Source organism: Klebsiella terrigena (assembly GCF_006539725.1).
In the GTDB taxonomy this organism is placed as follows: Bacteria; Pseudomonadota; Gammaproteobacteria; order Enterobacterales; family Enterobacteriaceae; genus Klebsiella; species Klebsiella terrigena.
In genome coordinates, this window is the sequence record NZ_BJNO01000001.1 from 252,797 (window position 1) to 276,067 (window position 23,271).

The following is a 23,271-nucleotide window of genomic DNA, read 5'->3' on the forward strand; positions in this document are numbered from 1 at the left end:
AACATGGGTGAAGTATCGCGCAGGCAAGGGCTGGATATTAAAAAAAGCCTGATTGATAGCGTGCTGGCGGGGCTGTGTGCGCTGATAGTGTTTGGACCGATCGTCGGCATTGTGCTGAAAGGCTACAGTTTTGAACTCTCCACCCGTCGGGTGGCGGTCATCGTCGCGGTGGTGATGGTGGGGAGGCTGCTGCTGAGCCTGCTGCTGCAAAGCCGCGGTGGACGCAAATTTATCGCCCGTTTTGAAGGGGCCGATGACGGCGTGTACGTTCGTCCGGTCGGCTATCGCTCGCGGCTGCGCTGGATGATGCCGCTGATGCTGCTGGCGGCGCTCATCTTTCCGGCTATCGCCACCAAGTATCTGCTGACGGTGGCCATTCTCGGGCTGATTTACGTGCTGCTTGGGCTCGGGCTGAATATCGTGGTGGGGCTCGCCGGGCTGCTTGATTTGGGCTACGTAGCGTTCTATGCGATTGGCGCCTATGGCCTGGCGCTGGGCTACCAGTATCTGGGGCTCGGGTTCTGGGCGATGCTGCCGCTGGGGGCCATCATGGCGGCGCTGGCGGGGGCGCTGCTCGGTTTTCCGGTACTGCGCATGCATGGGGACTATCTGGCGATCGTCACCCTCGGGTTCGGCGAAATTATTCGCCTGGTGCTGAACAACTGGGTCAGCTTTACCGGCGGGCCGAACGGCATTTCCGTGCCGGCGCCGACGCTGTTTGGGCTGGAGTTCGGGCGCAGGGCGAAGGACGGCGGGGTGCCAATCCACGAGTTTCTTCACGTTAGCTACAACCCCAACCTCAAGTTTATCTTTATCTATGGCGTGCTGTGCCTGGTGGTGGTGCTGGTGCTGTTTATCAAACATCGCCTAACGCGGATGCCTATCGGCCGCGCGTGGGAAGCGCTGCGCGAGGACGAAATTGCCTGCCGCGCGATGGGGCTCAACCACGTGCTGGTGAAGCTTTCGGCCTTTATGCTCGGCGCGTCGACCGCCGGTATTGCCGGGGTCTTTTTCGCCACCTACCAGGGCTTTGTTAACCCGACGTCGTTCACCTTTTTTGAGTCCGCGCTGATTCTGGCCATCGTGGTTCTGGGCGGCATGGGTTCAACGCTGGGGGTGGTGCTGGCGGCCTTTGTGCTGACCGTTGCGCCCGAGCTGCTGCGCGGCTTCGATGAGTATCGGGTCCTGCTGTTTGGCGTGCTGATGGTACTGATGATGATCTGGCGGCCGCGCGGGCTGGTGCGAACCAGCCGCACGGGGGTTTCCGTGCGCAAGGGAGTGGCACCATGAGCGACAGCATTCTGCGGGTAGAGCATCTGATGATGCATTTTGGCGGTATCAAGGCGCTTAACGATGTCAACCTTGACGTGGAAAGGGGATCGATAACCGCGCTGATCGGCCCGAACGGTGCGGGGAAAACCACGGTATTCAACTGCCTGACCGGGTTTTATCGCGCCACCGGCGGGGCGATTGTGCTCAATGCCCACGCCGCGATGACCGACGTTATTCAGGTCCTCGGGCAAAAGATACGTCCCGATGATTTTCTGCACCCGGCGCGTCTGGGGTCGAGGATCTACTACAAAATGTTCGGCGGCACGCATCTGGTGAACCGGGCCGGACTGGCGCGGACCTTCCAGAATATCCGCCTATTTCGCGAGATGTCGGTTATCGAAAACCTGCTGGTGGCCCAGCATATGCAGGTAAACCGCAACCTGGTGGCCGGCATCCTCAACACCCGCGGCTATCGTAAGGCCGAAAATCAGGCCCTCGACCGCGCCTTCTACTGGCTGGAGGTGGTGGATCTGGTGGACTGCGCCAACCGGCTGGCCGGCACGCTCTCCTACGGCCAGCAGCGGCGGCTGGAGATCGCCCGCGCCATGTGCACCGGCCCGGAGATGATCTGCCTCGACGAGCCCGCCGCGGGGCTGAACCCTGCGGAGACGCACGCCCTGAGCCGAATTATCCGCTTCCTGCGCCAGCATCACGGCATCACCGTGTTGCTGATCGAGCATGATATGGGGATGGTGATGGAGATCTCCGATCATATTATTGTTCTCGACCGCGGGGACGTGATTGCCCGCGGTGCCCCGCAGGAGATCCAGTCGAATATCAGCGTTATCGCCGCTTATCTGGGCGCGGATGAAGAGGAGATTGCGGTATGAGTCAGCCGATGCTTGAGTTTCGCCAGGTGGACGTCTTTTACGGTCAGATTCAGGCGCTGAACCAGGTCTCGCTGACGGTCAATGAAGGAGAGACGGTGGCGCTGATCGGCGCCAACGGCGCCGGTAAATCCACGCTGCTGATGTCCATTTTTGGTCAGCCGCGCATTGCCGAGGGGCAGATCCTCTATCGCGGGGAGGATATCAGCCGCAAATCCACCCATTTTATCGCCGGCAACGGCATCGCGCAGGCGCCGGAGGGGCGGCGGATTTTTGCGGATATGACGGTAGAAGAGAACCTGCTGATGGGGACCATCCCGATTGGCAGCCGCTATCAGGAAGAGGATAAGCGCCGCATGTATCAGCTGTTTCCCCGCCTTGAAGAGCGGCGGACGCAGCGGGCGATGACGCTTTCCGGCGGCGAGCAGCAGATGCTGGCGATTGCCCGGGCGCTGATGAGCCGGCCGAAGCTGCTGCTGCTCGACGAGCCGAGCCTCGGCCTCGCGCCGCTGGTGGTGAAGCAAATCTTTCAGATCCTGCGCGAGCTGACGGCGCAGGGAATGACGCTCTTTCTGGTGGAGCAAAACGCCCACCACGCGCTGAAGCTCTCTGACCGGGCGTACGTGATGGTCAACGGCCAGATCCGCCTTAGCGGTACCGGGAGGGAGCTGCTCGACAATCCGGAGGTCAGGAACGCCTATCTGGGGATGGTTTGATCGGTGACGCTGTCACGTATCCGCGGCGCTTATTGATTGATGGCGGCAATAATTACCCCTTTTAGCTATTCATATCAAAGAATAGCGGCCGCGCTGCGGCTATGTTGAAGATTGTGCCTGGAGAATCGATTCAGGTTGATGACTCGTTTGTTGTACAGGGGGAACTTTACAGGATGGCCACTAAACCGCTAACGCTTTCTTTCGCTGGGCAACAGCCTATTCCCCTGGAGACGGTCTCCGGGACGCTGGGCCGCGTGGGGATTGACATCCGCGCGCTCAATCAGTCGGAGCTCTGCAGCTTCGACCCGGGTTTTACCAATACCGCCGGCTGCCGGTCGGCGATCTCCTATATTGATACTGATAACAGCACGCTGCTGCACCGCGGCTACCCGGTAGATCAGCTGGCGCGGCAGTGCGAGTTCCTCGAGGTGGCGTATATCATGCTGCGGGGCGAAGCGCCGGATGAAGCCAGCTATCAGGCTTTCCGCAATACGATCACCCGCCACACGCTGGTGCATGAGCAGATGTCGCGGATGTGCAGCGGTTTTCGTCGCGACTCCCATCCGATGGCCCTGATGTGCGCGATGGTCGGGGCGCTGGCGGCGTTTTACCATGACGTGCTGGACGTAGAAAACCCTGAACACCGCGCCCTGGCGGCCACGCGCCTGCTGTCAAAAATGCCGACGCTGGCGGCCATGAGCTATAAGTACGCTATCGAGCAGCCCGCGCCCTATCCGCGCAACGATCTCTCCTATGCGGGGAACTTCCTGCATATGCTGTTTGCGGTTCCGGCGGAGAAGTATGTGGTGAATCCGATTATTGAGGAGGCGATGAACCAGATTCTGGTGCTGCATGCCGATCACGGTCAGTGCGCGTCCACCACTACGGTGCGGGCCGCCGGCTCCTCCGGGGCGAACCTGTTTGCCTGCGTGGCGGCGGGCCTGGCCTCCCTGTGGGGACCGATGCACGGCGGGGCCAACGAAGCCAGCATGCGGATGCTCGAAGAGATTGAAACCGTGGATCAGGTGCCGGTGTTCCTGAGTAAGGCGAAGCGCGACCCGCAGGCCTTCCGTCGCCTCGGCTTCGGTAACTCGCGCTACCGTCACCTGGACCCGCGCGCCGCGATCCTGCGCGATACCTGTCACCGGGTGCTTGCCGAGCTGGGAATGTCGGATCGGCTGCTGCAGGTGGCGATGGCCCTTGAAGAGGTGGCGCTGACCGACCCCTATTTTGTGGAGAACGGCCTGTCGCCCAGCGTCGATTTCTATACGGCGGTGATCCTGAAGGCGATGAAGCTACCTTCATCAATGTTTGTGGTGGTGACCGCCGTTGGCCGCACGCTGGGCTGGGTGGCCCACTGGAATGAGATGCACGAAGCGCCGCTGAATATCTATCGCCCGCGGCAAATCTACACCGGCGAAGCCCCGCGAGATTACGTCTCCCGCCGCGAGGCATAATCCCACGCCGCCTCCTGAGCGGGGCGGCGCATTACGCACTGCAATCACGCATCCGCTGCGGCCAGGCGCTCGGTCAGCCAGGGCAGAATTTCTTTTTTCCTGCTGGTCATGCCCGAGAGAGAGACCTGCTGGCTGGGGATAAGGCTGTTGGGCGTGAAGTAGAGGACGGAATGGTGATGGGTAATGTCGGTTAGCATCAGCACAACCATCTCCAGCCCCATATCGAGCCTGGCGCGCGCCATCTCCTGCTTTAGACCGGGTAAAAGCGGGCTGATATCCGCCATGTCGCGCACCTCAATCTGCGCGAGCAGCAGAGCGACGCCGTGGATCCGGTAATTTTTTGCATCGCGATGGAGCAGCTGCGCGGCGGACTGGCCCGCCAGAGAGGTTTTCGCCGCCAGCAGCCCGGCGACGAAGGCGTCGTAATCAACGCCGGCAATCTCGCGCAACATCGCCACCGCCTCGCGGTCCCGCGCCGTGGTGGTGGGGCCGCTGAGGGCAACCGTATCGCTGAGAATAGCCCCCAGCAGCAGGGTGGCCTGGGCCGCGCTGAGCGGCATCGGGCTCTCGGTGGTCAGGATGGTGAGAATAACCGGCGATGATGAATCGGAAGCGATCCAGCACGCCGATCCGCGCTTTTTAGGCGAAATAGCCGGACTGTGGCTCTGCACGGCGTGCGCAAATGACGCTATATTTTGGGGACGCTAAGCGTATTTAGCATCGCCGGCTGCCGGGTCTTCGCGCGTCAGGCCGGGCAGCCGGTGCAATTCAGCCCCTCAATATTATCGCTTCCGGGAGAGAGTACATGAGCGCCGCCAACCCCCTACGTTTCGCGATTAACCTCGGCAACGCCGTTCTGGCAAAGACCCTTTCAGACGGGCAGCCGGGTGGGATTACGCCGGAGATTGCCGGGCGTATTGCGGCAGCGCTGGGCGCGACGCCGCAGTTTGTCACCTATCCGGCGGCGGGTAAGGTGGTGGACGATGCGCAAAATGATATCTGGGATATTGCCTTTCTGGCGATCGATCCTGCGCGCGAAGAGACGCTGCGCTTCACCCAGCCCTATATCACTATTCAGGGGACCGTGCTGGTCAAGGCGCAGAGCCCGTGGCGGAGCGTCGCCGAGATGGACAAAGAGGGCGTGGTGATTAACGTCGGCAAGGGCGCGGCTTACGATCTGCACCTGACGCGGCAGCTGCGCTTCGCCACGCTTAACCGTCTGGCCTCATCGCAGGCGGCCATCGATGCGTTTCTCAGCGGCGAAGGCGATATGGCCGCGGGCATCCGCCAGCCGCTCGAACGCGCCGCCGCCGGGCACCCCGGCTTTCGCGTGCTGGCCGATAGTTTCGTTCAGATAAACCAGGCGATTTGCGTTCCTCGACGCAGGGACGGGTCCTATCAACGGCTGGTTGCTCTGCTGACGCAATGGCAGCAGGACGGCTCGGTGCAGCGAATGATTGACCGCCATCTGGCCGGGCAGTAGGACCGAATAACGCTGTGGCATCGAGAATGCCGCGCAAAGCGGCCGCCTGCAGCGTATTATGCTCGCAACCACATGAGTATAAAGAGGTTCAGGTCATGACTACCCCCGTTTTACGCCAGGCGACGCTCGCCGATGCCAGCCGCTGCTACGCGATTGAAATCACCTCTTATGAGGGCGATGAAGCCGCGACGTTAGAAAAAATCACGACCCGCATCGCGCGGTATCCGCAGGGCTTCCTGTGCATGGAGATCGCGGGTGAAATCGTCGGCTTCATCAACGCCGGCTGTGCCTGGGAGGTGGTGATGTCCGATGAGGAGTTTAAGGAGCTGGTCGGGCACGATGCCGCAGCGCCCAACGTGGTGATTATGTCGGTGGTAATGCACCCCGATTTCCAGGGTAAAGGCTATTCATCTCTGCTGATGCGCGAATTTCTGTCGCAGATGAGGTCGATGAATAAGAAGACCGTGCATCTGATGTGCAAGGACCGTCACGTCGATCTCTACGCCCACTTCGGTTTTCAGTACATCAAGCCGTCGGCCTCCGATCACGGCGGCATGGCGTGGCACGAAATGATGCTTACGCTTTAATCTTCATTGTCCCCCGGCGGTTAACATTGCGGCTGATGCGCAGAGAGAAGGGCGTGCGCCGTTGAATTATAGGGTAGAATCGTCCGACGGGGCGTAAGCCTGCGCCGGGTAAAAGAGGCGGGTTTACGCGTCGGGCGTTCAGTCAATCAATATCAACCCATGAGGAAAGACGTAATGACCAATGAAATACCGCTGAAGTTTTATGACATCGTGGATGAGTATGCGACTGAATCAGCTAAACCGGTCAGCGACTCCGAACGCGATCCGCTGGCCGCCTATTTCCAGGCGCTGATCACCCGCCTGATGGCTAACGAAGAGATCAGCGAAGACGTGCAGAAAGAGCTGGCCGCCGACGCCGGGATAGCGGAGTCGCGGATCGATGATATTGCGGAATTTCTCAACCAATGGGGCAACGAGTAGCCGCTCTCTGTGATGTCAGTGCGGTAGGAGCGACTGCGGGATGCGGTTTATTACGCCTTAAGGCGAGTATCAAAGCGGAAGGGGATCCTCTTTACGCTTGCCAGCAGATCGAAAACGGCAGGGTGTTGAGGATTGAATAGATAGTTATACTCCACCGGCGACAGGGCGCTCGGTACGCGTAACGCCGCTGATGCCGCGCTCGCGGCCCACTCGTCACCGTAGCGTGCCAGCCGGGCTGGCGCATCCTCGCGGGCCCAGTCCGCGGGGAGTGAGGCCGGATCGACGGTCAGCACCTGATCGTCCGGTACGTCAATGCTCAGCAGCGTGAAATCATCCAGCAGCTGCGGAGCATTGATGTGCACCAGCGTTTCCAGCATGGTCAGCGAAGCGGCTTCCGACAAGTAGACCATCGCCGTGCCAACGCTGTTCCAGCGGCCGCCGGCCTCTTTCGCCCCAAAACCAGACCAGGCGGTCGTCAGAAAGCGGCTTTTAGTCAGGCGGTAGAGGATCACGAATAGACCCCGTGCTCCACGCGCGTGATCAGGCGCATCACCTCCAGCGCGCCGGTTTCAGAAGAGACCACCTCGGCCGGCGTTTTCCAGCCGAGCGCGCGGTTGGGTTCATTCATCCACTTCTGCGCCGCCTCTTTATCACCTTCGAACAGCTCCACCGCCCGCTCGATAACGCGAAGAATGCGCACCAGGCGCTCGCTTTGGTCGGCGGAAAAGCGCGATTTAATGCTGCGGTTAAAGGTGGTATTCGCAATGCCTGACATTTTGCGCAGTTCGGCAGGGGTGATCTCCGCCCATGCGGAAATTTGCCGGGCGACGGAACCTTCCAGCCCGTGGCTAATTTTACCCATCAGCGCAATGCCGTCCTCAGCGTCGAGGCCGATGGCGTGCCAGGGGCTAAGATTTTTTTCTGCGTTCTCGGTCGGGGAATAGACTTTCATGGCAAACCTCCCATTTGGTACAAAAATTATACCATATGGAATGCGTTCGGCCAGCGGTGCCGACCCACATTTCGCGCCCAGGATCGTCAACAACTCTCAGGGAAGGGGGAACAGGCCACCCGCGGCGGCCTTTATCGGCCTATGCGCCAAACGCGCCGTCGATGGTGTGCATGGCGCCGGTGACGAAGGAAGCCTCGGGGCCTGCCAGCCAGGCAACCATGCCCGCCACCTCTTCAGGACGGCCGTGCCGTTTAATGGCCATAAAGCTGTGCATCAGTTCCTTCATCGGGCCACTCTCCGGGTTAGCATCGGTATCGATAGGGCCGGGCTGAACGACGTTGACCGTAATCCCGCGCGGGCCAAAATCACGCGCTAAGCCGCGCGCCAGCCCCTGCAGCGCCGATTTGCTGACGGCATAGGAAGCCATTCCTGAGATGGGCATGCGATCGCCATTCACCGAGCCGATAACAATAATGCGTCCGCCATCCGGCATTTTGCGCGCCGCCTCGACCGCAGCATGGTAGGGGGTGTGAATGTTGATACGGAACAGACGATCGACGGCATCGCTGTCCTGCTCCAGCGCATCGCCGAAGAGGATGATCCCGGCGTTGACGACCAGCAGATCCAGCGGCCCGCTGTCGCGCACCAGCGCAATCACCGCCTCGCGATCGGCGCTGTCCGCCTGTACCGCGATGCTGCCGGTTTCTGCCGCCAGCGTAGCCGCCGCCTCCGCCGATCCGGCGTAGCTAAAGACAACCGAGGCGCCATCTGCAGCAAAGCGCCGCACGATAGCCGCGCCAATACCGCGACTCCCGCCCAAAACCAGTACCGATTTCCGTTGTGATGCAGTCATAGCTCGTTCCTCATGATATTGTAGTGAGGATTACAATATGCTTCGGCAAATCACGCTGTCAAGGAGTAATGTAGTGGGTACTACAAAACAGAGCCGCACCCCGGGACGCCCGCGTCAGTTTGATCCGCTGCAGGCCGTTGAAGTTGCGCAGCACCTTTTTCACTCTCGGGGCTATGACGCGGTCAGCGTTGCCGACCTGACAAAGGCGTTCGGCATCAATCCGCCCAGCTTCTACGCCGCGTTTGGCAGCAAGCTCGGCCTTTATAACCGCGTGTTGGATCGCTATAGCCGCACCGGGGCGATTCCCTTTGCGGAACTTCTGCGCGATGACCGTCCGGTGGTGCAGTGTCTGATGTCCGTGCTGCACGAGGCGGCAAGGCGCTACGTTGCCGACCCGACGGCCGCCGGATGCATGGTGCTTGAGGGTATCCATTGCAATGACCGGCCTGCGCGCGAGGCCGCGAGCGAGCTGCATACTGCTGCAGAAGACAGTATTCGGGCCTATATCGCCCGGCGCTATCCGCAGGACGCCGAGCGGCTGACCGACTTTGTCAGCACGCTGATGGCCGGCCTTTCGGCAAAAGCGCGGGCGGGAGATAGCCTGGCGCGTCTTCAGGAAACCGTACGCCTGGCGGGCCTGGCGCTCGAGCAGCTGCTGCCTCGCTGAGGCCAGACCCTGTACGAAGGGGGAAGGGCGTGAATTGCGGAAACGGCCGCGGCGCATTTCAGTGGCATATTCCCCGCTCAGTTGCTGTCGTTAGCCGCATCCAGGCGCAAACGCCACAGCTCGTAGCGTTCATGCCCCGGTTTTACCGCTCCGGCGAAATGATCGTTCAGGCTGCTTGAGGTGAATATCAGGTCCCCCTCAGGTCGGATTGCCGGAGTGTCGGGCCAATGTACCCCCTCGCTGGAAGCAACCAGCGACATTGATTGGGTTCTGGGGTCGTATTTGACGATGCCGTTACGGGTGACATCAGTGATGTAGAGATTGCCTCCGGCGTCGGTCACGATACCGTCGGTGTTGCCTCCCACCGTGCCAATATCCTGGATCTGGTCAGCAATCTGCGCATTGGTTGAGCCGCTCTGACGCAGAACTGCCGTCGGCAGCGCATGCGCCCGGGTGCCGGTGGTCACCGTCCAGTACAGCGTGCCGGCATCCGGAGAGAGCGCAATGCCGTTGATACCGATCAGCAGCGGATTACCCGGCCAGACATCGGCTCCGTGCGAGACAACTTTTACCCCCGCTTCAATCTGCAGGTCCGGGTGGCGATCGAGCACCCGCCGCGCCGCGCCGGTGGCGAAATCGACGACGATGAGACCTACCTGATTGTTGGGAGCACTGCGGGTTCCGCTGTCGGAGATGTACGCGATGCGGCGCTTCTCATCGACGACGACGTCGTTGAGGAAGCTCGCCTTGCGGTCCGCCACGCCGTCCAGGGCGATACTTTTAACCGTGCGGCCAGACTTCAGATCCAGAACCATCAGCTTCTGAGCCCCCACCGGCGATTCAGTTTCGCCTGCGACGAAGCCCATATCCAGCGCCCACAGCCAGCCGTTGTGGCGGTCGACATAGAAGCCGAGTACGTTGCGCAGGCTCTTATCGGCAGCGGAATTCACCGCATTTCCCTGCAGAGACGGGAAGGCGGTCAGGCGTGCCGGACCCGACTGGAATTGGGTATCGAGGATGCTTAAGGTGGCCGGCGCCTCGGCTGACACCAGGCGCGGCGTGCTGACAAAGGCCGTGCCTTTCGCGTCAAAATGGATACCGGCGATGGGGGCATTAACCGATCCGGAGAAAACCGCCGGAATAGCCCCGTCCTGTGGGGTATCCCAGCTTACGCCAGCATAGCTGCGCCAGCGTTCTGGTGAGGCCAAATTTGCCGCGCTGGCTACGCTGGCAAAAGAGAACAGCGCCGCCATCGCAATGGCGGACATACTCCGGGTACGGTTAGGCATAAATGTGCTCCGTTGAATGAATAAGTCAGGAAATCGAGACGTCAGCAGGGTCGAGCATGCGTCGCTGATGCATCCGCGCGGGAACAGCCGGTTGGCCTGTCGGTCACCGGAGTTTACCGACGCCCGTGGGGCAGGTTTTATGGCGGCGGAGAAAAAGGCGTGGCTCATAGTGCTGCGCTCCCGGTGATGAATTGCCGTCACTTTACTCATCGCCAAAGTGGAGATAAATTAGCGAAATTGAAAAACATTTGTTCCCGGAAGAGCAAAATGAGCCGGAAATTTGATTATCTGGGCGATGTTGAAGTCTTTATTACCGTCGTTGAGCACGGCTCATTTACCGCTGGCGCCGTCGTCCTGTCGACCACCCCCTCCGTATTAAGTCGCTCGGTCTCCCGTCTGGAGGTTCGTCTCGGGCGACAGCTCCTGCAGCGCACCACCCGCCGCGTTAGTCTGACCGAGGCCGGGCGGCTGTATCTGGAGCAGGCGCGCGCGGCCTTTTCCCTGCTCGATGAGGCCGGTCGCGATGCGCAGGGCCAGGAAGGAGAGCTGACCGGCCGCGTGCGGCTGAGCGTGCCGACCACCTACGGGCACTACCGCCTGCCGCCATTGCTGGCGCGCTTTGCCCGGCAGTACCCGCAGGTTCAGGTAGAGCTGAACATTACCAATCGCAACGTTGACCTGGTGGCTGAGGGCTTCGATCTGGCTATTCGCCTGGGTCAGTTGCCAGACAGCGGTTTGGTCGCGCGCAAGCTAGAGGATGCCGCGCTGCTGCTGGTCGCCTCGCCCGATTACCTCCAGCGAATGGGGACGCCCCGGACGCTGGAAGAGCTGCAGCGGCACCTCTGCTTGCCCTTTGTCATGCCGCGTACCGGCCGCCTTGCGCCCTGGGTGTTTCGTGATGGCGGGGCTGATGTCGACTGGCTACCCGCTTCTTCGATAAAAACGTCGGATGACGTACTCGGGGTGGTATCGCTGGCTGAACGGGGGATGGGTATCTGCCAGAGCTACGAATTTATCGTCCGCGAACGAATGCTGCGTGGTCAGCTGATCGAGGTGTTACCACAATATCGCGGACGATCGCGGCCTTTTTCCGTGATTTATGCGCCGCACCGCCATCAATCGGCGGCAACCCGGGCCATGATTGACCTTCTGACCTCAGCCGGATGACAGCAGGCGCGCGGGCGCCGGGGTTTGCCGGGGGATTGGCAAATAAGCGAGGTATTTTATCGGCTTAAAGGGAAGGCATCGCCCGTGGCTTACGGTAAACGGCGGGATTAATCTCTGCGGACGGGGAAAGCGGATAGCCGGTGCTCCTGATAGGCTATCTACCCGACAGCCGTATACAGAGACTGTCGGATAGGGTTTGCCACGGTGACTTACATCGAGGATTTACCTCGGGTTCCGTCACAATTAACCGGAACGACGTTATCCATCTCCGGATTAACGCCTGCGGGAGTCCAGTTAATTAATCCCAAATCGAGTTTGGCATTCGCCGTGGTCGTCAGAATAAAGGGTGTATTAGTTTTAGAAAAATCCATATTTTCTTTGAAACAGGTTAGCGGAATGCTCAGGGTGACCCATTTATTTAACGGGAGAGTATTCAAGGTCTCGTTGATAGCGATAGAGGAAGCGCATGGCCAACCGCACTGCATACCTATTTCCATTTTACGATCGGGGTTTTTCTTAACGCGCAAAGTCACCATTAAATTACTGTTTGCCTTGAGATAATTATTCCGATTAATGCCTTTAACGTTGGTCGTCTGGAGTTGAATAGATGCTCCGGTACTCTCGCTGGTTCCCATAAATGTTACCTCGCGCGCATCCTGCTGACGTTTATAATCGACAGGGCGTACGCTAATATACTGCATCGCGGATTTACCATTTATTGATACCTCGGTACCGGTCCAGTTACTCTCATCTCCCATTCTTAAGCGATGCTCATCGGAGGCTTTTTCACCGAACAGCTCGAGGCGGGTGGTGGCCACCGGCGATTTTTCCATGCTCAACTCCCGGCAGCCCAGGCGACGCTTATCGAGCGGTAAGCGATCCAAATCTTGATAATTAGCCGCCGTTCGTGAAGGCGGGTTGTAGGTCAATCCGTAACCAAAATTAAATAACACATGCGCTTTATCCGGCTTCTGTTCAAATTCCGGACGCTGCCAGCCAGCGATATTAGTTGGCGCCGCGTTGATTGTGGTCGCACATTTCTGCGCTGGCCATGAAAACGACAAAGCCCCCTGGAAATCATGACTTATCGTACCGTTAGTGTCGCGGAAGATGACATCGGTAATGCCTTCTGCTTCGGTGCCAGGTAACCAGGCGGCAACGAATGCATCGGCAAGATTGATCTCTTCGTTGACGTAGAGCGGTCTGCCAGAAAACAAAATAACAACCGTCGGGATGCCGGCTTTATTGAGTTGTCTTAATAACTTGAGATCTCTGGAATAGCCAGCCTTCAGCTCGGAGTAGGATAGCGTCTTATTATCAGGAATATCACCTAACCACTCTGCGTATGAGTCTTCGCCCATGGCGACGATAGCCACATCGGGCCGTTCTTTAAGATCCAACTGGCTTGATGAGAGGGTCATTACGTTGTGTTTGCCAATGGTTTTCTCAATGGCGCCGGCGACGGTAACGGCGTCAGGGAAATCAGACAGGTTATTCTCCGTCCCTTGCCAGGTGAGGCTCCAGCCGCCAATTTGCTTGCTAATATCATTCGCGGCGCTACCGGCAACCAGCACGTTGAGGTCTCGGCTAAGGGGCAAAATGTTATTTTTGTTCTTTAGCAATACTAAGGACTTACGTACCGCCTCCCTTGCCAGGGCGCGGTGGTCAGGATTCCCAAGAATGCGCTGTTTCCCTGCAAGGGTGCGCTGAGACGGCATAGGCTTGTCCCACATACCGGCCCGCATTTTGACTCTCAGAATGCGACTGACGGCGTCGTCAATTCTGGAGATTGGGAGGGTTTTGTTATTCACACTATCGAGTAAGCTGGTGCGAAATGACATCCAGTCCTTTCTCGCCGTCACCATGAAAATATCTATGCCGGCCAGCACTGCGGCTTCGCAGTCTCCCATACTACAACCTGAGATTTCACTATGGCCGTTCCAGTCGGATATAACTACGCCATCAAAACCCATTTTGTCCTTAAGTACCTGCGTGAGCATATAATAGCTGCCGTGCAGTTTGCCGTTATACTCGCTCCCGGCCTTAATTCCCCGAGCGGAATTTTTATCGTTTTTCCAGCTATTAAACGACGCCATTACGGCCTGAGCGCCCGCATCCAGGCCTGAAAAATATCCGACCGCGTGAATATTACGCAGGTCATCCTCTGAATAATGAGTATCACCGCGATCAACGCCGTACAGCGTACCGCCATCGCCAACAAAGTGCTTTACGGTAGAAATAACGTGATGTTGTCCCTTCAGGTCAGATGCAGAACCTTGTAGGCCCCTGACCATCTCTTTTGCATAGGCATAGACGATGGAGGGATCCTCAGAATAACCTTCGTAGGTGCGTCCCCAACGATCGTCACGTGGCACCGCGACGGTGGGAGCAAAGGTCCAGTCAAGACCTGTCGCGGCAACTTCGAGAGCCGTTGCCTGGCCAATTCTATAAATTAAATCCGGATCGCGGGCGGCTCCCAGGCCAATATTATGTGGGAAGAGAGTGGCCTGGAAGACGTTGTTATGACCATGAACCGCATCGGTAGCCCACATAAAGGGAATTCTGAAACCACGACCGGCAAAAGCCTTATCCGTTGCGACCCAGTATTTATCTGCTTCAGTGACCCAGCTCTGGGCCAGAGAGTGCTTATTGTTATCAGGCCAACCCCCGCCACCGTTAAGAACCGAACCAATTTTATATTGAACCACTTCCTCAGGGGTGATTTCCCGAAAATCGGGCTGCAGCATTTGGCCAATTTTTTCATCAAGGGTCATCTTTGCAAGAATCTCTTTGACTCTATTCTCAATCGCTTCATCTTTGGCAATGGCGCTATGTATCGCCGGCCAGTCGGAAAAGTAAGGTGCAACGGCAACTTCATTCGATGCCAACGCGACATTTGTGCTCAATAAGGCCACCAATGCGCAGTTAGCCCCCAGCATGATTTTCATACACAAACCCCAGAGTAAGTTTTTATAGAAATCGATTTCACGCGCATGCTAGTGACGTGCTCATGTTTTATGCATGCCGTATCCGTGAGCTATAAGAGCATGAACAACCTTTGCAATCTATGTCTTGATGAAGGAACAGTAAGGCTCATCTTCGAAACAGAGATGGGAATCACAAAAATCGCACAGCTGGCTAGAAATCGATTTCAGAAGGATCGTGATGTGGCTATGATGGCAATGAAGTCGTACATGACCCAAGGTGCATTACATGTAGTTTCTGATGGAAATCCTGTGTCAGCTATTCTTACCGCTATTGAGTCACTATCGTTTCGGTCACACCGACCGCGCCGATCGTTACTTTGGAATAGGCTACGCATAAGAATTTACTACTGAAGATAAGCTACAAAACATTTAGAGCGTAAACAGGTCGATTTATCACAAGGCGATGGTGGCTGCCGTATCAATCTATTTCATCGGTGATCTATTTTCTGTTGTCTATTTTTTGGAATCATTATGTTTAGGGTGTTTAATTCGGAGAGTTTTCAATGAACACACGCAGAACAGTTAAGTTCTCACTCATTTTCTCTAGTCTTTTCGCTTTACAGGGTTGTATTAACGGCGATGGTAGTAGCACTCAACAGAGTGCCAGCCCGGCAGAGGAGTTAGTGAATAATGGGAGTTTTGCCGCGGGGACGGATGGCTGGTGGGCCGCAGGAGGCAAGCTGGATCGTGTAGACAATATGGGCTGCTTTACCTTCACTAACGGTGGAGCGAATCCCTGGGATGTCATTTTTGCTCAGTCCGGGATCCCTCTGGCGGAAGGCCAGTCTTATAATCTTAGCTTTACAGCGGTAACCAGGAAGCCAATTAATGCCAAAATTTTGGTTCAACAAGATGGCGCGCCATACACGAACTATTTCGCCCAGGATGTTGAATTAAACGAAACACGAAAAGACTTTAATTTTAAATTCACCCCTAAATCAGCAGACGAGAAGGCCCAGTTCCAGCTTCAGCTGGGCACTCAGTCTCCGACCACGGTTTGCCTCAGCAACGTTTCTTTGAAGGGGCCTCGGCTGAAGGTCGCGTCGAACTTTGCGCCGATTAGGGTAAACCAGGTCGGATACTTGCCGCATGCGTTGAAGCGAGCAACCATGGTGAGTGATTCGACTCAGCCATTGAGCTGGACTCTACTCAATAGCGTGGGGACGAAAGTGGCCGAGGGTCAGACTAAACCCTTCGGTATCAACCGTGCCTCAAATGAAAATGTGCATATTATCGATTTCAGCCAGTACACGGAAGAAACAGACAAGTTAACGTTGGTGGTGGGTGATAAAAAGAGCCACCCATTTAATATCAGCAGCAAACTCTATCAACAGCTGAAGTACGATGCGCTCTCTTTCTTCTACCAGCAGCGTAGCGGTATTCCTATCGAGAAACAGTACGTTCAACGGCCCGATCTTGCCCGTCCGGCAGGGCATCCGTCAGAACGAGTAACGTGCTTTAATAAGACCGACGCCAAAGGCAATAAATGGCCTGGCTGTGATTATAAGCTGGATGTTACCGGTGGCTGGTACGATGCGGGGGACCAGGGTAAATACGTTGTGAATGGCGGTATTTCCACATGGACCTTAATGAATTTCTTTGAACACGAGAAATACTCTCGCAACGTTAAGGAAAGCGCATTTAGCGATGGTAAGGTAAAAATCCCCGAAAATAACAATCGCAAGAACGATCTTCTGGATGAAGCGCGCTGGATGATGGACTTTATGCTGGCAATGCAGGTCCCTGATGGCAAGAAGGCGTGGGTACCCGTCGGCGATCAGTCCGGTCATCTTGAGGCGCTCAAGCTGACAGAGATCGATGCTTCAGGGATGGCGTTTCATAAAGTGGCCGATGAGGCCTGGACCGGCATGCCGCTTCCGCCACATAAAGATCCCCAGCCGCGTTATTTAAGCCAGCCGAGTACTGCCGCGACCTTAAATCTGGCGGCGACTGCAGCGCAATGCGCGCGCGTCTGGAAAGATACGGACGCAGCCTATGCGAAACGCTGCCTCGCAGCGGCAGAGAAAGCATGGAAATCGGCTAATAAGCATCCAAACGTTTTTGCCTACGACAACTTTGTCGGTTCAGGCCCGTATGATGATACCAAAGTAGATGATGAGTTCTATTGGGCTGCGGCGGAACTGTTTACCACAACAGGCAAAGCTGAATATCTCGATGCGATAAAAAACTCGCGCTACTACCTCACCAGTCCTAAGGGCGATAAAGACGCGACGGGCGATCTCTTCTGGCAGGACGTCTCTGCTGCCGGGACGATTACCCTGGCGCTGGTGCCGAACGATCTTCCTGCTGAAGACGTTAAAAAAGCCAAACAGACGATTATTAATACTGCGAACGCCTACGCGCAAAGCGTACAGACTGAGGGGTATCTGATTCCTTATTCTGCAGTGGAGTATCCATGGGGTTCTAACTCGAACCTGATGAACCGCAGTATTTTCCTTGGGCTGGCGCATGATTTCACCGGCGACCGCAAATATGTCCAGGCGATGTCTGACGCCATGGATTATGTTCTCGGACGCAACCCGCTCGATCAATCCTATGTGTCGGGTTACGGTAGCCGACCGCTCAAGAATCCGCACCATAGATTCTGGGCTCAGCAGCTCGATCCGACATCACCGCTGGTGCCGCCAGGCGTGATGTCCGGTGGGCCGAACTCGATTAGCTTCAGCGATCCTATCGCTGCCAGTCTCAAAGGACATTGTACCGGGCAAACATGCTGGAAAGATGAAATTGGCGCATGGACTCTGAATGAAGTCACAATTAACTGGAATGCGCCTTTCTTCTGGACAACCAGCTATATCGATGAAGGTTATCTGAACAAGTAAAGCTAAAGATATAATATGAGGTGCGGCATTGTGATATATGCCGCACCTTTTTTATGGCTGACAATAAGCCCGACGGGTGATGGAATGGGTTGAGTGGGGGCAGCAACCGGGGGGCTTATTCGCCGCTCTCTGGCAAGGAGGGGGATGTCCTGTTCGTTTTGTTGGTCAGCACCATCACCGCCATTTAAATCAGCCGACCGCTGGTGTTTTCTTGTCCGCCCGGGACTACGTTTCGATGGCGCGTTGACTGGGGATGCTATCTCAGACCTCCTCGCCGGCAGCGCCGGTAGCCATACGCCGTTTATAGTCCCGCTATTTCCTTGAGCCGCGCCGAGTCGGCTTTTCTGGTCTTAAATGCCGCTTATCCGGTTTCTCACGGCTGGCCAACAAACCCGATATTCAGATTATCCGTTATTGACGCCATATCGGCTGTCTGAGTATTGCGGGGCTATTTTCATAAACACAGCATGACCTCTGTAGCAGCAAAGATTTAATAATTGCACAGGGTTATTATAGTAATTGATATCTTTAACAATTATCGAATGATGGGTGCAGACCGGGAAAAGAGCCGTATTCATTTTTCAGGCGGGCAGGAGAGTAGGCCGGCTTCATCAGACAAAACCCTCCGAACGATAAAGGCAAGGGTTTTTTATCGGGATGATTAATGAGAGAATTTAAACATCCGTGAGCTTTCCGTAAAATCATATTGATCGGAAAAGCTTACGGATAAAGGCTAAATCATTTGAATTCCAGAGCGGTTTTCCGGTTAACAATCTGCAGCTCAGGAAGCAGGGATTCACTTTCGTTTGTTACTTCATCATCACCGCCATTAATTAAGCTAAGCAGCGTCTGCGCCAGCTTAACGCCGGTTTCATAAATGGGCTGTTTGATGGTGGTAAGGGGAGGGTTACTATATGTTGAAAAGGGCAGGTCATCGAAGCCAATTACGGAAATATCATCAGGCACGTCTAAATCAGCCTCTTTGAGGCCGAGTATCGCACCGTATGCGGTTTGATCGTTGGCACAAAATACGGCACTGAAATCAATATTATTGGCGACCAGATGCTTAATCGCCTGGCGACCACCTTCTTCGCTGAAGTCACCTTGTACAACGAGGTCTGGATTATACTCAATGCCTGCAATGCTCAGGGCCTGGCGGTAGCCATTAAGACGATCAACCGCATCCTTTTGATCCATCTTGCCAAGAATATGCGCAATCTTTCGATGCCCAAGATCTAATAAGTATTGCGTCGCCATATAACCGCCGAGGCTATTGTTGACATTAAATGAACGAACCTGCGCTGTATTAATATCATGGCCGGCTGCTACGATAGGGACCTGAAGGGATAACTCGATGAGACTTTGTTGGCTAACGTGTCCCGTTAATATAATTATTCCATCGACGCGACGGTCAATCAATAACTGCATACGATCGAGTTCTTGCTGCGACTTCCAGTGACCGCTCACGACAACAGGAACGTAGCCGGTACCTTCAAGGGTTTTTTCCACACCACGCAACATTTCATTAGAAAACGGACTATCAAGATGCTGTGTCAGCACGCCAAGCGTCATTGACTGGCCGCTCTTTAATGATTGCGCCATGAGATTGGGCCGGAAATCTAACTCCTTTATAGCCTGTTCGACCGCAATACGCTTCTCTTCAGCAACTTTAGCCGATCCTGTCAATATACGAGAAACAGTACTTGCAGAGACACCTGCGACACGAGCAATATCGTAGACTGTCGTGCTTTTCATCCTGGCTTTCTTCACGTGGCTCTCTATTACATTTAATGGTTCAATAGAATCATCATGGTTACCCATCGAGCAAGGTTACGATAGATATGGTGAGTTCTCAACTATAAATTTTTCCTTTCATTATCCTCAATCACAGAAAAGAAAACATCTCTGGCTTTTGTAAATCCGGAACACTCAGCTTCACGAACATACTGAATGGCTTGTTCATAGTCTTTGAAAGATAAGGATTTTCTTATTTTCTCATAATATTCCTGTGCGCTTATACCAGCAGCAGTGTTGGGCCTATTTTGCAGACATACAGGCGTCCTTACCGGGGCCTCTTCTGTAACATAGCGGTCATCAGCACTTTTTATAAGTTCAAGCTTTATACGTCCCGTGGTGGAATGGGGGACGGCTAGCTTAGAAAATTTACCAACATCAGAAACCCTGTCGTAACGCATACTATTTTGTAACAATTCATTGTCAATAACGGTACTTCCGGAAGCGTCTTTAGCGGTTGTGTAAATTAACAAATACAGTTTTGTATAACCATCCGGTAATGAGAATGTGCCTTTGTAAAGGTTGGCGCCGAATGAATCCTCGCTGTAGGGGAAGTGGCTACTTTTTATTACATTAACAACGTTAAAGTTTTCATCTAAAATCATCACGGAAGGGATGAACACGCTAAAATCGAGTGGCGAACCTAATTTTACCGACCGACCCACCTGTTTACCTTCGACAGAATAGGCCGCAACATAACTCTTCTCTGAGTTAAAAGAAAAAACCTGGCTATTTTCATTGATCTGGGCCATGACGCTATCACCCTGGATAGGGGTGTACTTAATATTGCTGAGCTTATCAATGGCTGCCTTTGCCGCAAGCGCATTCCGGTCGATGGCCACCTGTTCCTGCAGTGAATGAGCGTTCGTGCCTGATGTCGATGCTACAAATGAATGACAGCCAGTAACCAGCAGGCTGAGCAGGAGCAGAGAGAGATTTAGCGAAGATGTTTTATGTTTCATGCTTAACAGAGACCCGGTGATAGTAAGTTTTAAGATTGCGTATTATAAAATTCTGATCGTGCGCTGAGCGCTGCATCTGATGTAAAGCGGATCGTTAGATCCGCTTTACTATCGACCTGGCGTCATTACCACCACATATCGGCCTGGACACCTACGAGGAAGTCGCCACGGCTGTCCATCCAGCTCACATTGTATTTACGATCGACATAGGTCGCGAGCAGTCGAATCTCCGGTGATGGCCCCATTCCGGTGTTAACGGTAAATGTCGGAACAAAGCTAATCTTACTGGAGCGGCTGCCCTGGTCCATATTATTCACGACAAGATCGTTATCGACGTAGCCGACTTCTGTCTGTATTGAGAAGAACTCATTAAACGGGAAAACTGAGCGTAATGATGCTGCATACCATGAGTCATGGTGGCCTGCTTCATAGTCATTATATTGGTAGGTGAAGGTGGGTAAAATATTGACGTTAGCACCATACCAGCCTCCCCATACAAACATACGATAGGACTGGTCGCCCTCCTGGACCTTAGTTTGATAGGGTTTATAGCCGTTATTTACATCCTGCATTGTTTTCTGATACAGAGAGCTTTTACGATACATCGACGTATCCGTTAATGTCGCGCCCAGGAGATCTCCGGAACCCAGCCCGCGTCCTGCCTGTAAAATGACTTTTGAAAAACCGCCGGTAGCGGCAAAGAAATCATCCCGGGAGTAGATGACGGTTCCTTCTATGCCTTTAGTTGCATATTTGTTGTCATCACCAATAAATGAGTTATCTGGCATCTGTTTAGCGGCAATCTCAAAATCCCATGCGCCATATTTTGCGCTGGAGTGCACGGTGTGCATGATCGCCGAACTGCCATCCGGGCGTTCAGTATGGTTAGCATCATTACTGACGATGTAAGCCATATCCCATTTTCCACCACCCAATTCAAGGTCTTTAACCCCAATACCGGTACCTGAGTAATCGGTATAGAAATAATCGGTTGTGAATACATAGTTTTCACGATCGTAGTATCTCAGGCCACCCCATAGTTTACCTGTCGGGGTAATGCCGCCGAGTTCTACGTAGCTTTCTGAAATGCCTGTTTCGCGCGGTGCCGCACGGGTTTGTAACCCATCACCTTTAGACTCGATTGTCAGATGAATATCGACAGATTTACCGTCATTTAAATTCCATAATTTATTCAGCCGACCTTCCCAGCTATTGTCAACTTCAGCCCCCAGACGGCCCATGTTTTTATCAATCTCATCCGCATAACCCGCTTTGCTAAAGTTATCTCTGGCATCAAAAAGGGACCCGGCTCTTATATAGCCGTGAAAACCAATGGTTTCACTCGCCGTTACCTGTGAGGAAAGTAACATTCCACAGCAGAGCATAATTGAACGTGCGAGGTAGTTCTTTTTCATAATAATCCCTTTTCAAAGTGTATTGATAAGTTAAGAGTCTTTAAGTAAAAAGTTTTAATCCAGAGGGTAGTGCTATTAAAGCAATGGGTGATTAATCCCTTACTTTTGTTTTTTTGTTAGCATTCAGTTCGCCCCTTGCTTCATGAAATAAAATGAAAGTCGCGGCGCAGCTGATCAATGATGAGATCAACCGTTTGGGTTAATAGCTTAATAGTGAACAAAATAATGACTGTTCTTTTACCGATCATCAGCGCTGTGATAGCGATAACTGTTCTATATAAATTCAACTCGCGTTGTCTAATCTCAACCTGCAAACTAATACCAGATGCCTGGGGAATTTAAATACGCTGCGACAGCGTTCGTTTTCAGGCGCTGAGATCGCTGCTGATTTACACTTTTGGCGTATCAAAGATATCCCGGTATCAATTAATTTCCTGAGCCATATCCCCATCGAAGTTTTGCATAATTAAAAAGTCACAATGAGATAAGAGGGGCATTCACCTGACCCCGTTTCGCTTGTGTCATCTTAGATCCCGTTTAAGGCGTTTAGGCAGCCTTAAATCAGCATTAGACATCGGCTGGCATTTAATCTCCAAGAAATCGGTTTCATGATCAACAGAATTTTAACCTTTTGTCATGAATTGTGCGATTCGTCACATTTGTTAATATTTGGTAATGTATTGAATTTAATGAATATTTTATTGAAAACACAGCAAGTTTATCATTTCATAAAATTCAATTTTCCTTGGCTGTTTTTTAGATATCGGTTTCATAATGGCCTGGGTTGTAGTCATTCACTCCTTAAGCTGTAGCGCTCAAACCCTGGCGGTTTTGCCTCTAAGGCAACCGGGCAGTCAGGGTATGGCAGCGTGAGATTTCATGCGGCATAGCGGCAGGCAGAGCGGATAGCTGCACCGGCAATTTCCGCAGGTTTTCGCTGAACGGCGGGCTGGCGCAGTGGGTTACATCGGTGACGACTGCGGTAAAGATTGTGTTTGATACCGGTATCGTGGCGTGATGAAAAGGGAAATGACGAGGGAATTTGAATGGTATTTTTATAACATATTGATATTTATTGTTTTTTATAATCAAGACAGTGATCGCTGTCACGATTACGGTATTTATCCTTGAAATCGATTTCCTAAAAAATGATATGGATTTATATTGCTTCGAACTATCAATATGGAGATTTAAAAATGAAAAAGATCATGCTTTGTTGCTCCGCAGGTATGTCTACAAGCCTGCTGGTTAAAAAAATGGAAGCAGCCGCGGAAGCGAAGAACCTGGATGTTGAAATCAAGGCTTTTGGCGTGGCTGAATTTGATGAAAACATGCCCAACTACCATGTCGTGCTGCTTGGACCGCAAATTAAGTATATGCAGAATAATTTATCGTCTAAAGCGTCCGTTTATGGAATTAAAGTCCAGCCTATCGAGATGCTGGACTATGGGATGCTGCGCGGAGATCGGGTTCTGGATATTGCATTAGAACTGGCTAAATGACGGTAGGGTGAAACAGCA

Annotated in this window: 20 protein-coding genes; 11 read left to right on the forward strand and 9 right to left on the reverse strand. The window is 54.0% G+C overall.

Features of this window, described 5'->3' with window-relative positions; all coding sequences use genetic code 11:
* Positions 1 to 3 precede the first annotated feature (3 nt).
* The 4 genes from livM (at position 4) to RTE01_RS01185 (ending at position 4,332) form a co-directional block, all read left to right on the forward strand.
* A complete protein-coding gene (gene livM / locus RTE01_RS01170) occupies positions 4 to 1,290 on the forward strand; it encodes a high-affinity branched-chain amino acid ABC transporter permease LivM (RefSeq protein WP_141334574.1) in 1,287 nt (428 codons plus the stop codon).
* Positions 1,287 to 2,162, forward strand: coding sequence for an ABC transporter ATP-binding protein (locus tag RTE01_RS01175; RefSeq protein ID WP_134525924.1), 876 nt, complete (start codon positions 1,287 to 1,289; stop codon positions 2,160 to 2,162). The genes livM and RTE01_RS01175 overlap by 4 nt, the downstream gene beginning before the upstream one ends.
* Positions 2,159 to 2,875 carry an ABC transporter ATP-binding protein gene (locus RTE01_RS01180; protein WP_041145495.1) on the forward strand — a complete coding sequence of 239 codons (717 nt, stop codon included), beginning with the start codon at positions 2,159 to 2,161 and terminating at the stop codon, positions 2,873 to 2,875. The genes RTE01_RS01175 and RTE01_RS01180 overlap by 4 nt, the downstream gene beginning before the upstream one ends.
* A 173-nt stretch (positions 2,876 to 3,048) precedes the next feature.
* Positions 3,049 to 4,332: a citrate synthase gene (locus tag RTE01_RS01185; RefSeq protein WP_041145496.1), complete on the forward strand. Its 1,284-nt coding sequence runs from the start codon at positions 3,049 to 3,051 to the stop codon at positions 4,330 to 4,332.
* 44 nt (positions 4,333 to 4,376) lie between these two features.
* Here the strand turns inward: RTE01_RS01185 and RTE01_RS01190 are convergent, their stop codons facing one another.
* Positions 4,377 to 5,003, reverse strand: coding sequence for a DHHA2 domain-containing protein (locus RTE01_RS01190; RefSeq protein WP_255313494.1), 627 nt, complete (start codon positions 5,001 to 5,003; stop codon positions 4,377 to 4,379).
* A gap of 134 nt (positions 5,004 to 5,137) precedes the next feature.
* Between RTE01_RS01190 and RTE01_RS01195 the strand changes: the two genes are divergently transcribed.
* The 3 genes from RTE01_RS01195 (at position 5,138) to RTE01_RS01205 (ending at position 6,822) form a co-directional block, all read left to right on the forward strand.
* Positions 5,138 to 5,815: a transporter substrate-binding domain-containing protein gene (locus RTE01_RS01195; RefSeq protein ID WP_134525927.1), complete on the forward strand. Its 678-nt coding sequence runs from the start codon at positions 5,138 to 5,140 to the stop codon at positions 5,813 to 5,815.
* 95 nt (positions 5,816 to 5,910) lie between these two features.
* Positions 5,911 to 6,402: a GNAT family N-acetyltransferase gene (locus RTE01_RS01200; protein WP_045855351.1), complete on the forward strand. Its 492-nt coding sequence runs from the start codon at positions 5,911 to 5,913 to the stop codon at positions 6,400 to 6,402.
* A gap of 174 nt (positions 6,403 to 6,576) precedes the next feature.
* Positions 6,577 to 6,822 (forward strand): DUF2543 family protein, encoded by a 246-nt coding sequence (locus tag RTE01_RS01205; protein WP_041145498.1) that lies wholly within the window; start codon positions 6,577 to 6,579, stop codon positions 6,820 to 6,822.
* A 50-nt stretch (positions 6,823 to 6,872) separates the two neighbouring features.
* On the opposite strand, the gene RTE01_RS01210 is transcribed toward RTE01_RS01205, so the two are convergent.
* The 3 genes from RTE01_RS01210 to bdcA all read right to left on the reverse strand — a co-directional run bounded on the left by RTE01_RS01210 (position 6,873) and on the right by bdcA (position 8,627).
* A complete protein-coding gene (locus RTE01_RS01210; RefSeq protein ID WP_115192781.1) occupies positions 6,873 to 7,334 on the reverse strand; it encodes an RES family NAD+ phosphorylase in 462 nt (153 codons plus the stop codon).
* Positions 7,331 to 7,774, reverse strand: coding sequence for a type II RES/Xre toxin-antitoxin system antitoxin (gene parS / locus RTE01_RS01215; RefSeq protein WP_115192780.1), 444 nt, complete (start codon positions 7,772 to 7,774; stop codon positions 7,331 to 7,333). The genes RTE01_RS01210 and parS overlap by 4 nt, the downstream gene beginning before the upstream one ends.
* A gap of 139 nt (positions 7,775 to 7,913) precedes the next feature.
* The gene (bdcA, locus tag RTE01_RS01220; protein ID WP_134525930.1) at positions 7,914 to 8,627 is read right to left on the reverse strand and encodes an SDR family oxidoreductase; all 714 of its coding nucleotides are present in this window, start codon (positions 8,625 to 8,627) and stop codon (positions 7,914 to 7,916) included.
* 37 nt (positions 8,628 to 8,664) lie between these two features.
* On the opposite strand from bdcA, the gene RTE01_RS01225 reads away from it, so the two are divergent.
* Positions 8,665 to 9,294, forward strand: a complete 630-nt coding sequence (locus tag RTE01_RS01225; protein WP_134525933.1) for a TetR/AcrR family transcriptional regulator — start codon at positions 8,665 to 8,667, stop codon at positions 9,292 to 9,294.
* A 77-nt stretch (positions 9,295 to 9,371) separates the two neighbouring features.
* Here RTE01_RS01225 and RTE01_RS01230 read toward each other — a convergent pair whose 3' ends face one another.
* Entirely contained in the window at positions 9,372 to 10,583 is a 1,212-nt protein-coding gene (locus RTE01_RS01230) for an L-dopachrome tautomerase-related protein (RefSeq protein ID WP_134525936.1), read from the reverse strand.
* A gap of 267 nt (positions 10,584 to 10,850) precedes the next feature.
* Here RTE01_RS01230 and RTE01_RS01235 point away from each other — a divergent pair, with 267 nt between their 5' ends.
* Complete coding sequence (locus RTE01_RS01235; RefSeq protein ID WP_134525939.1) at positions 10,851 to 11,750, forward strand: LysR family transcriptional regulator; 900 nt, start codon at positions 10,851 to 10,853, stop codon at positions 11,748 to 11,750.
* Positions 11,751 to 11,959: 209 nt separating this feature from the next.
* Here RTE01_RS01235 and RTE01_RS01240 read toward each other — a convergent pair whose 3' ends face one another.
* Complete coding sequence (locus RTE01_RS01240) at positions 11,960 to 14,698, reverse strand: glycoside hydrolase family 3 protein (RefSeq protein ID WP_141334576.1); 2,739 nt, start codon at positions 14,696 to 14,698, stop codon at positions 11,960 to 11,962.
* 542 nt (positions 14,699 to 15,240) lie between these two features.
* Between RTE01_RS01240 and RTE01_RS01245 the strand changes: the two genes are divergently transcribed.
* On the forward strand, positions 15,241 to 17,580 hold the full coding sequence (locus RTE01_RS01245; protein WP_134525942.1) for a glycoside hydrolase family 9 protein: 2,340 nt from the start codon (positions 15,241 to 15,243) through the stop codon (positions 17,578 to 17,580).
* Positions 17,581 to 18,318: 738 nt separating this feature from the next.
* On the opposite strand, the gene RTE01_RS01250 is transcribed toward RTE01_RS01245, so the two are convergent.
* The 3 genes from RTE01_RS01250 to RTE01_RS01260 form a co-directional block, all read right to left on the reverse strand.
* A complete protein-coding gene (locus RTE01_RS01250) occupies positions 18,319 to 19,335 on the reverse strand; it encodes a LacI family DNA-binding transcriptional regulator (protein ID WP_227503239.1) in 1,017 nt (338 codons plus the stop codon).
* Positions 19,336 to 19,436: 101 nt separating this feature from the next.
* A complete protein-coding gene (locus RTE01_RS01255; protein ID WP_255313496.1) occupies positions 19,437 to 20,336 on the reverse strand; it encodes a MalM family protein in 900 nt (299 codons plus the stop codon).
* 125 nt (positions 20,337 to 20,461) lie between these two features.
* Positions 20,462 to 21,751: a carbohydrate porin gene (locus tag RTE01_RS01260; protein ID WP_123552378.1), complete on the reverse strand. Its 1,290-nt coding sequence runs from the start codon at positions 21,749 to 21,751 to the stop codon at positions 20,462 to 20,464.
* 1,196 nt (positions 21,752 to 22,947) lie between these two features.
* Here RTE01_RS01260 and RTE01_RS01265 point away from each other — a divergent pair.
* The gene (locus RTE01_RS01265; RefSeq protein WP_041145508.1) at positions 22,948 to 23,253 is read left to right on the forward strand and encodes a PTS sugar transporter subunit IIB; all 306 of its coding nucleotides are present in this window, start codon (positions 22,948 to 22,950) and stop codon (positions 23,251 to 23,253) included.
* The last annotated feature ends 18 nt before the right edge of the window (positions 23,254 to 23,271 follow it).

Coding starts and splice junctions, on each gene's coding strand:
- RTE01_RS01230 (WP_134525936.1), bottom strand. CDS start 10,583: ATGCCTAACCGTACCCGGAGTATGTCCGCCATTGCGATGGCGGCGCTG.
- RTE01_RS01240 (WP_141334576.1), bottom strand. CDS start 14,698: ATGAAAATCATGCTGGGGGCTAACTGCGCATTGGTGGCCTTATTGAGC.
- RTE01_RS01205 (WP_041145498.1), top strand. CDS start 6,577: ATGACCAATGAAATACCGCTGAAGTTTTATGACATCGTGGATGAGTAT.
- RTE01_RS01235 (WP_134525939.1), top strand. CDS start 10,851: ATGAGCCGGAAATTTGATTATCTGGGCGATGTTGAAGTCTTTATTACC.
- RTE01_RS01200 (WP_045855351.1), top strand. CDS start 5,911: ATGACTACCCCCGTTTTACGCCAGGCGACGCTCGCCGATGCCAGCCGC.
- RTE01_RS01195 (WP_134525927.1), top strand. CDS start 5,138: ATGAGCGCCGCCAACCCCCTACGTTTCGCGATTAACCTCGGCAACGCC.
- parS (WP_115192780.1), bottom strand. CDS start 7,774: ATGAAAGTCTATTCCCCGACCGAGAACGCAGAAAAAAATCTTAGCCCC.
- RTE01_RS01245 (WP_134525942.1), top strand. CDS start 15,241: ATGAACACACGCAGAACAGTTAAGTTCTCACTCATTTTCTCTAGTCTT.
- RTE01_RS01175 (WP_134525924.1), top strand. CDS start 1,287: ATGAGCGACAGCATTCTGCGGGTAGAGCATCTGATGATGCATTTTGGC.
- bdcA (WP_134525930.1), bottom strand. CDS start 8,627: ATGACTGCATCACAACGGAAATCGGTACTGGTTTTGGGCGGGAGTCGC.
- RTE01_RS01255 (WP_255313496.1), bottom strand. CDS start 20,336: ATGAAACATAAAACATCTTCGCTAAATCTCTCTCTGCTCCTGCTCAGC.
- RTE01_RS01250 (WP_227503239.1), bottom strand. CDS start 19,335: ATGAAAAGCACGACAGTCTACGATATTGCTCGTGTCGCAGGTGTCTCT.
- RTE01_RS01265 (WP_041145508.1), top strand. CDS start 22,948: ATGAAAAAGATCATGCTTTGTTGCTCCGCAGGTATGTCTACAAGCCTG.
- RTE01_RS01260 (WP_123552378.1), bottom strand. CDS start 21,751: ATGAAAAAGAACTACCTCGCACGTTCAATTATGCTCTGCTGTGGAATG.
- RTE01_RS01225 (WP_134525933.1), top strand. CDS start 8,665: ATGCTTCGGCAAATCACGCTGTCAAGGAGTAATGTAGTGGGTACTACA.
- RTE01_RS01180 (WP_041145495.1), top strand. CDS start 2,159: ATGAGTCAGCCGATGCTTGAGTTTCGCCAGGTGGACGTCTTTTACGGT.
- RTE01_RS01185 (WP_041145496.1), top strand. CDS start 3,049: ATGGCCACTAAACCGCTAACGCTTTCTTTCGCTGGGCAACAGCCTATT.
- livM (WP_141334574.1), top strand. CDS start 4: ATGGGTGAAGTATCGCGCAGGCAAGGGCTGGATATTAAAAAAAGCCTG.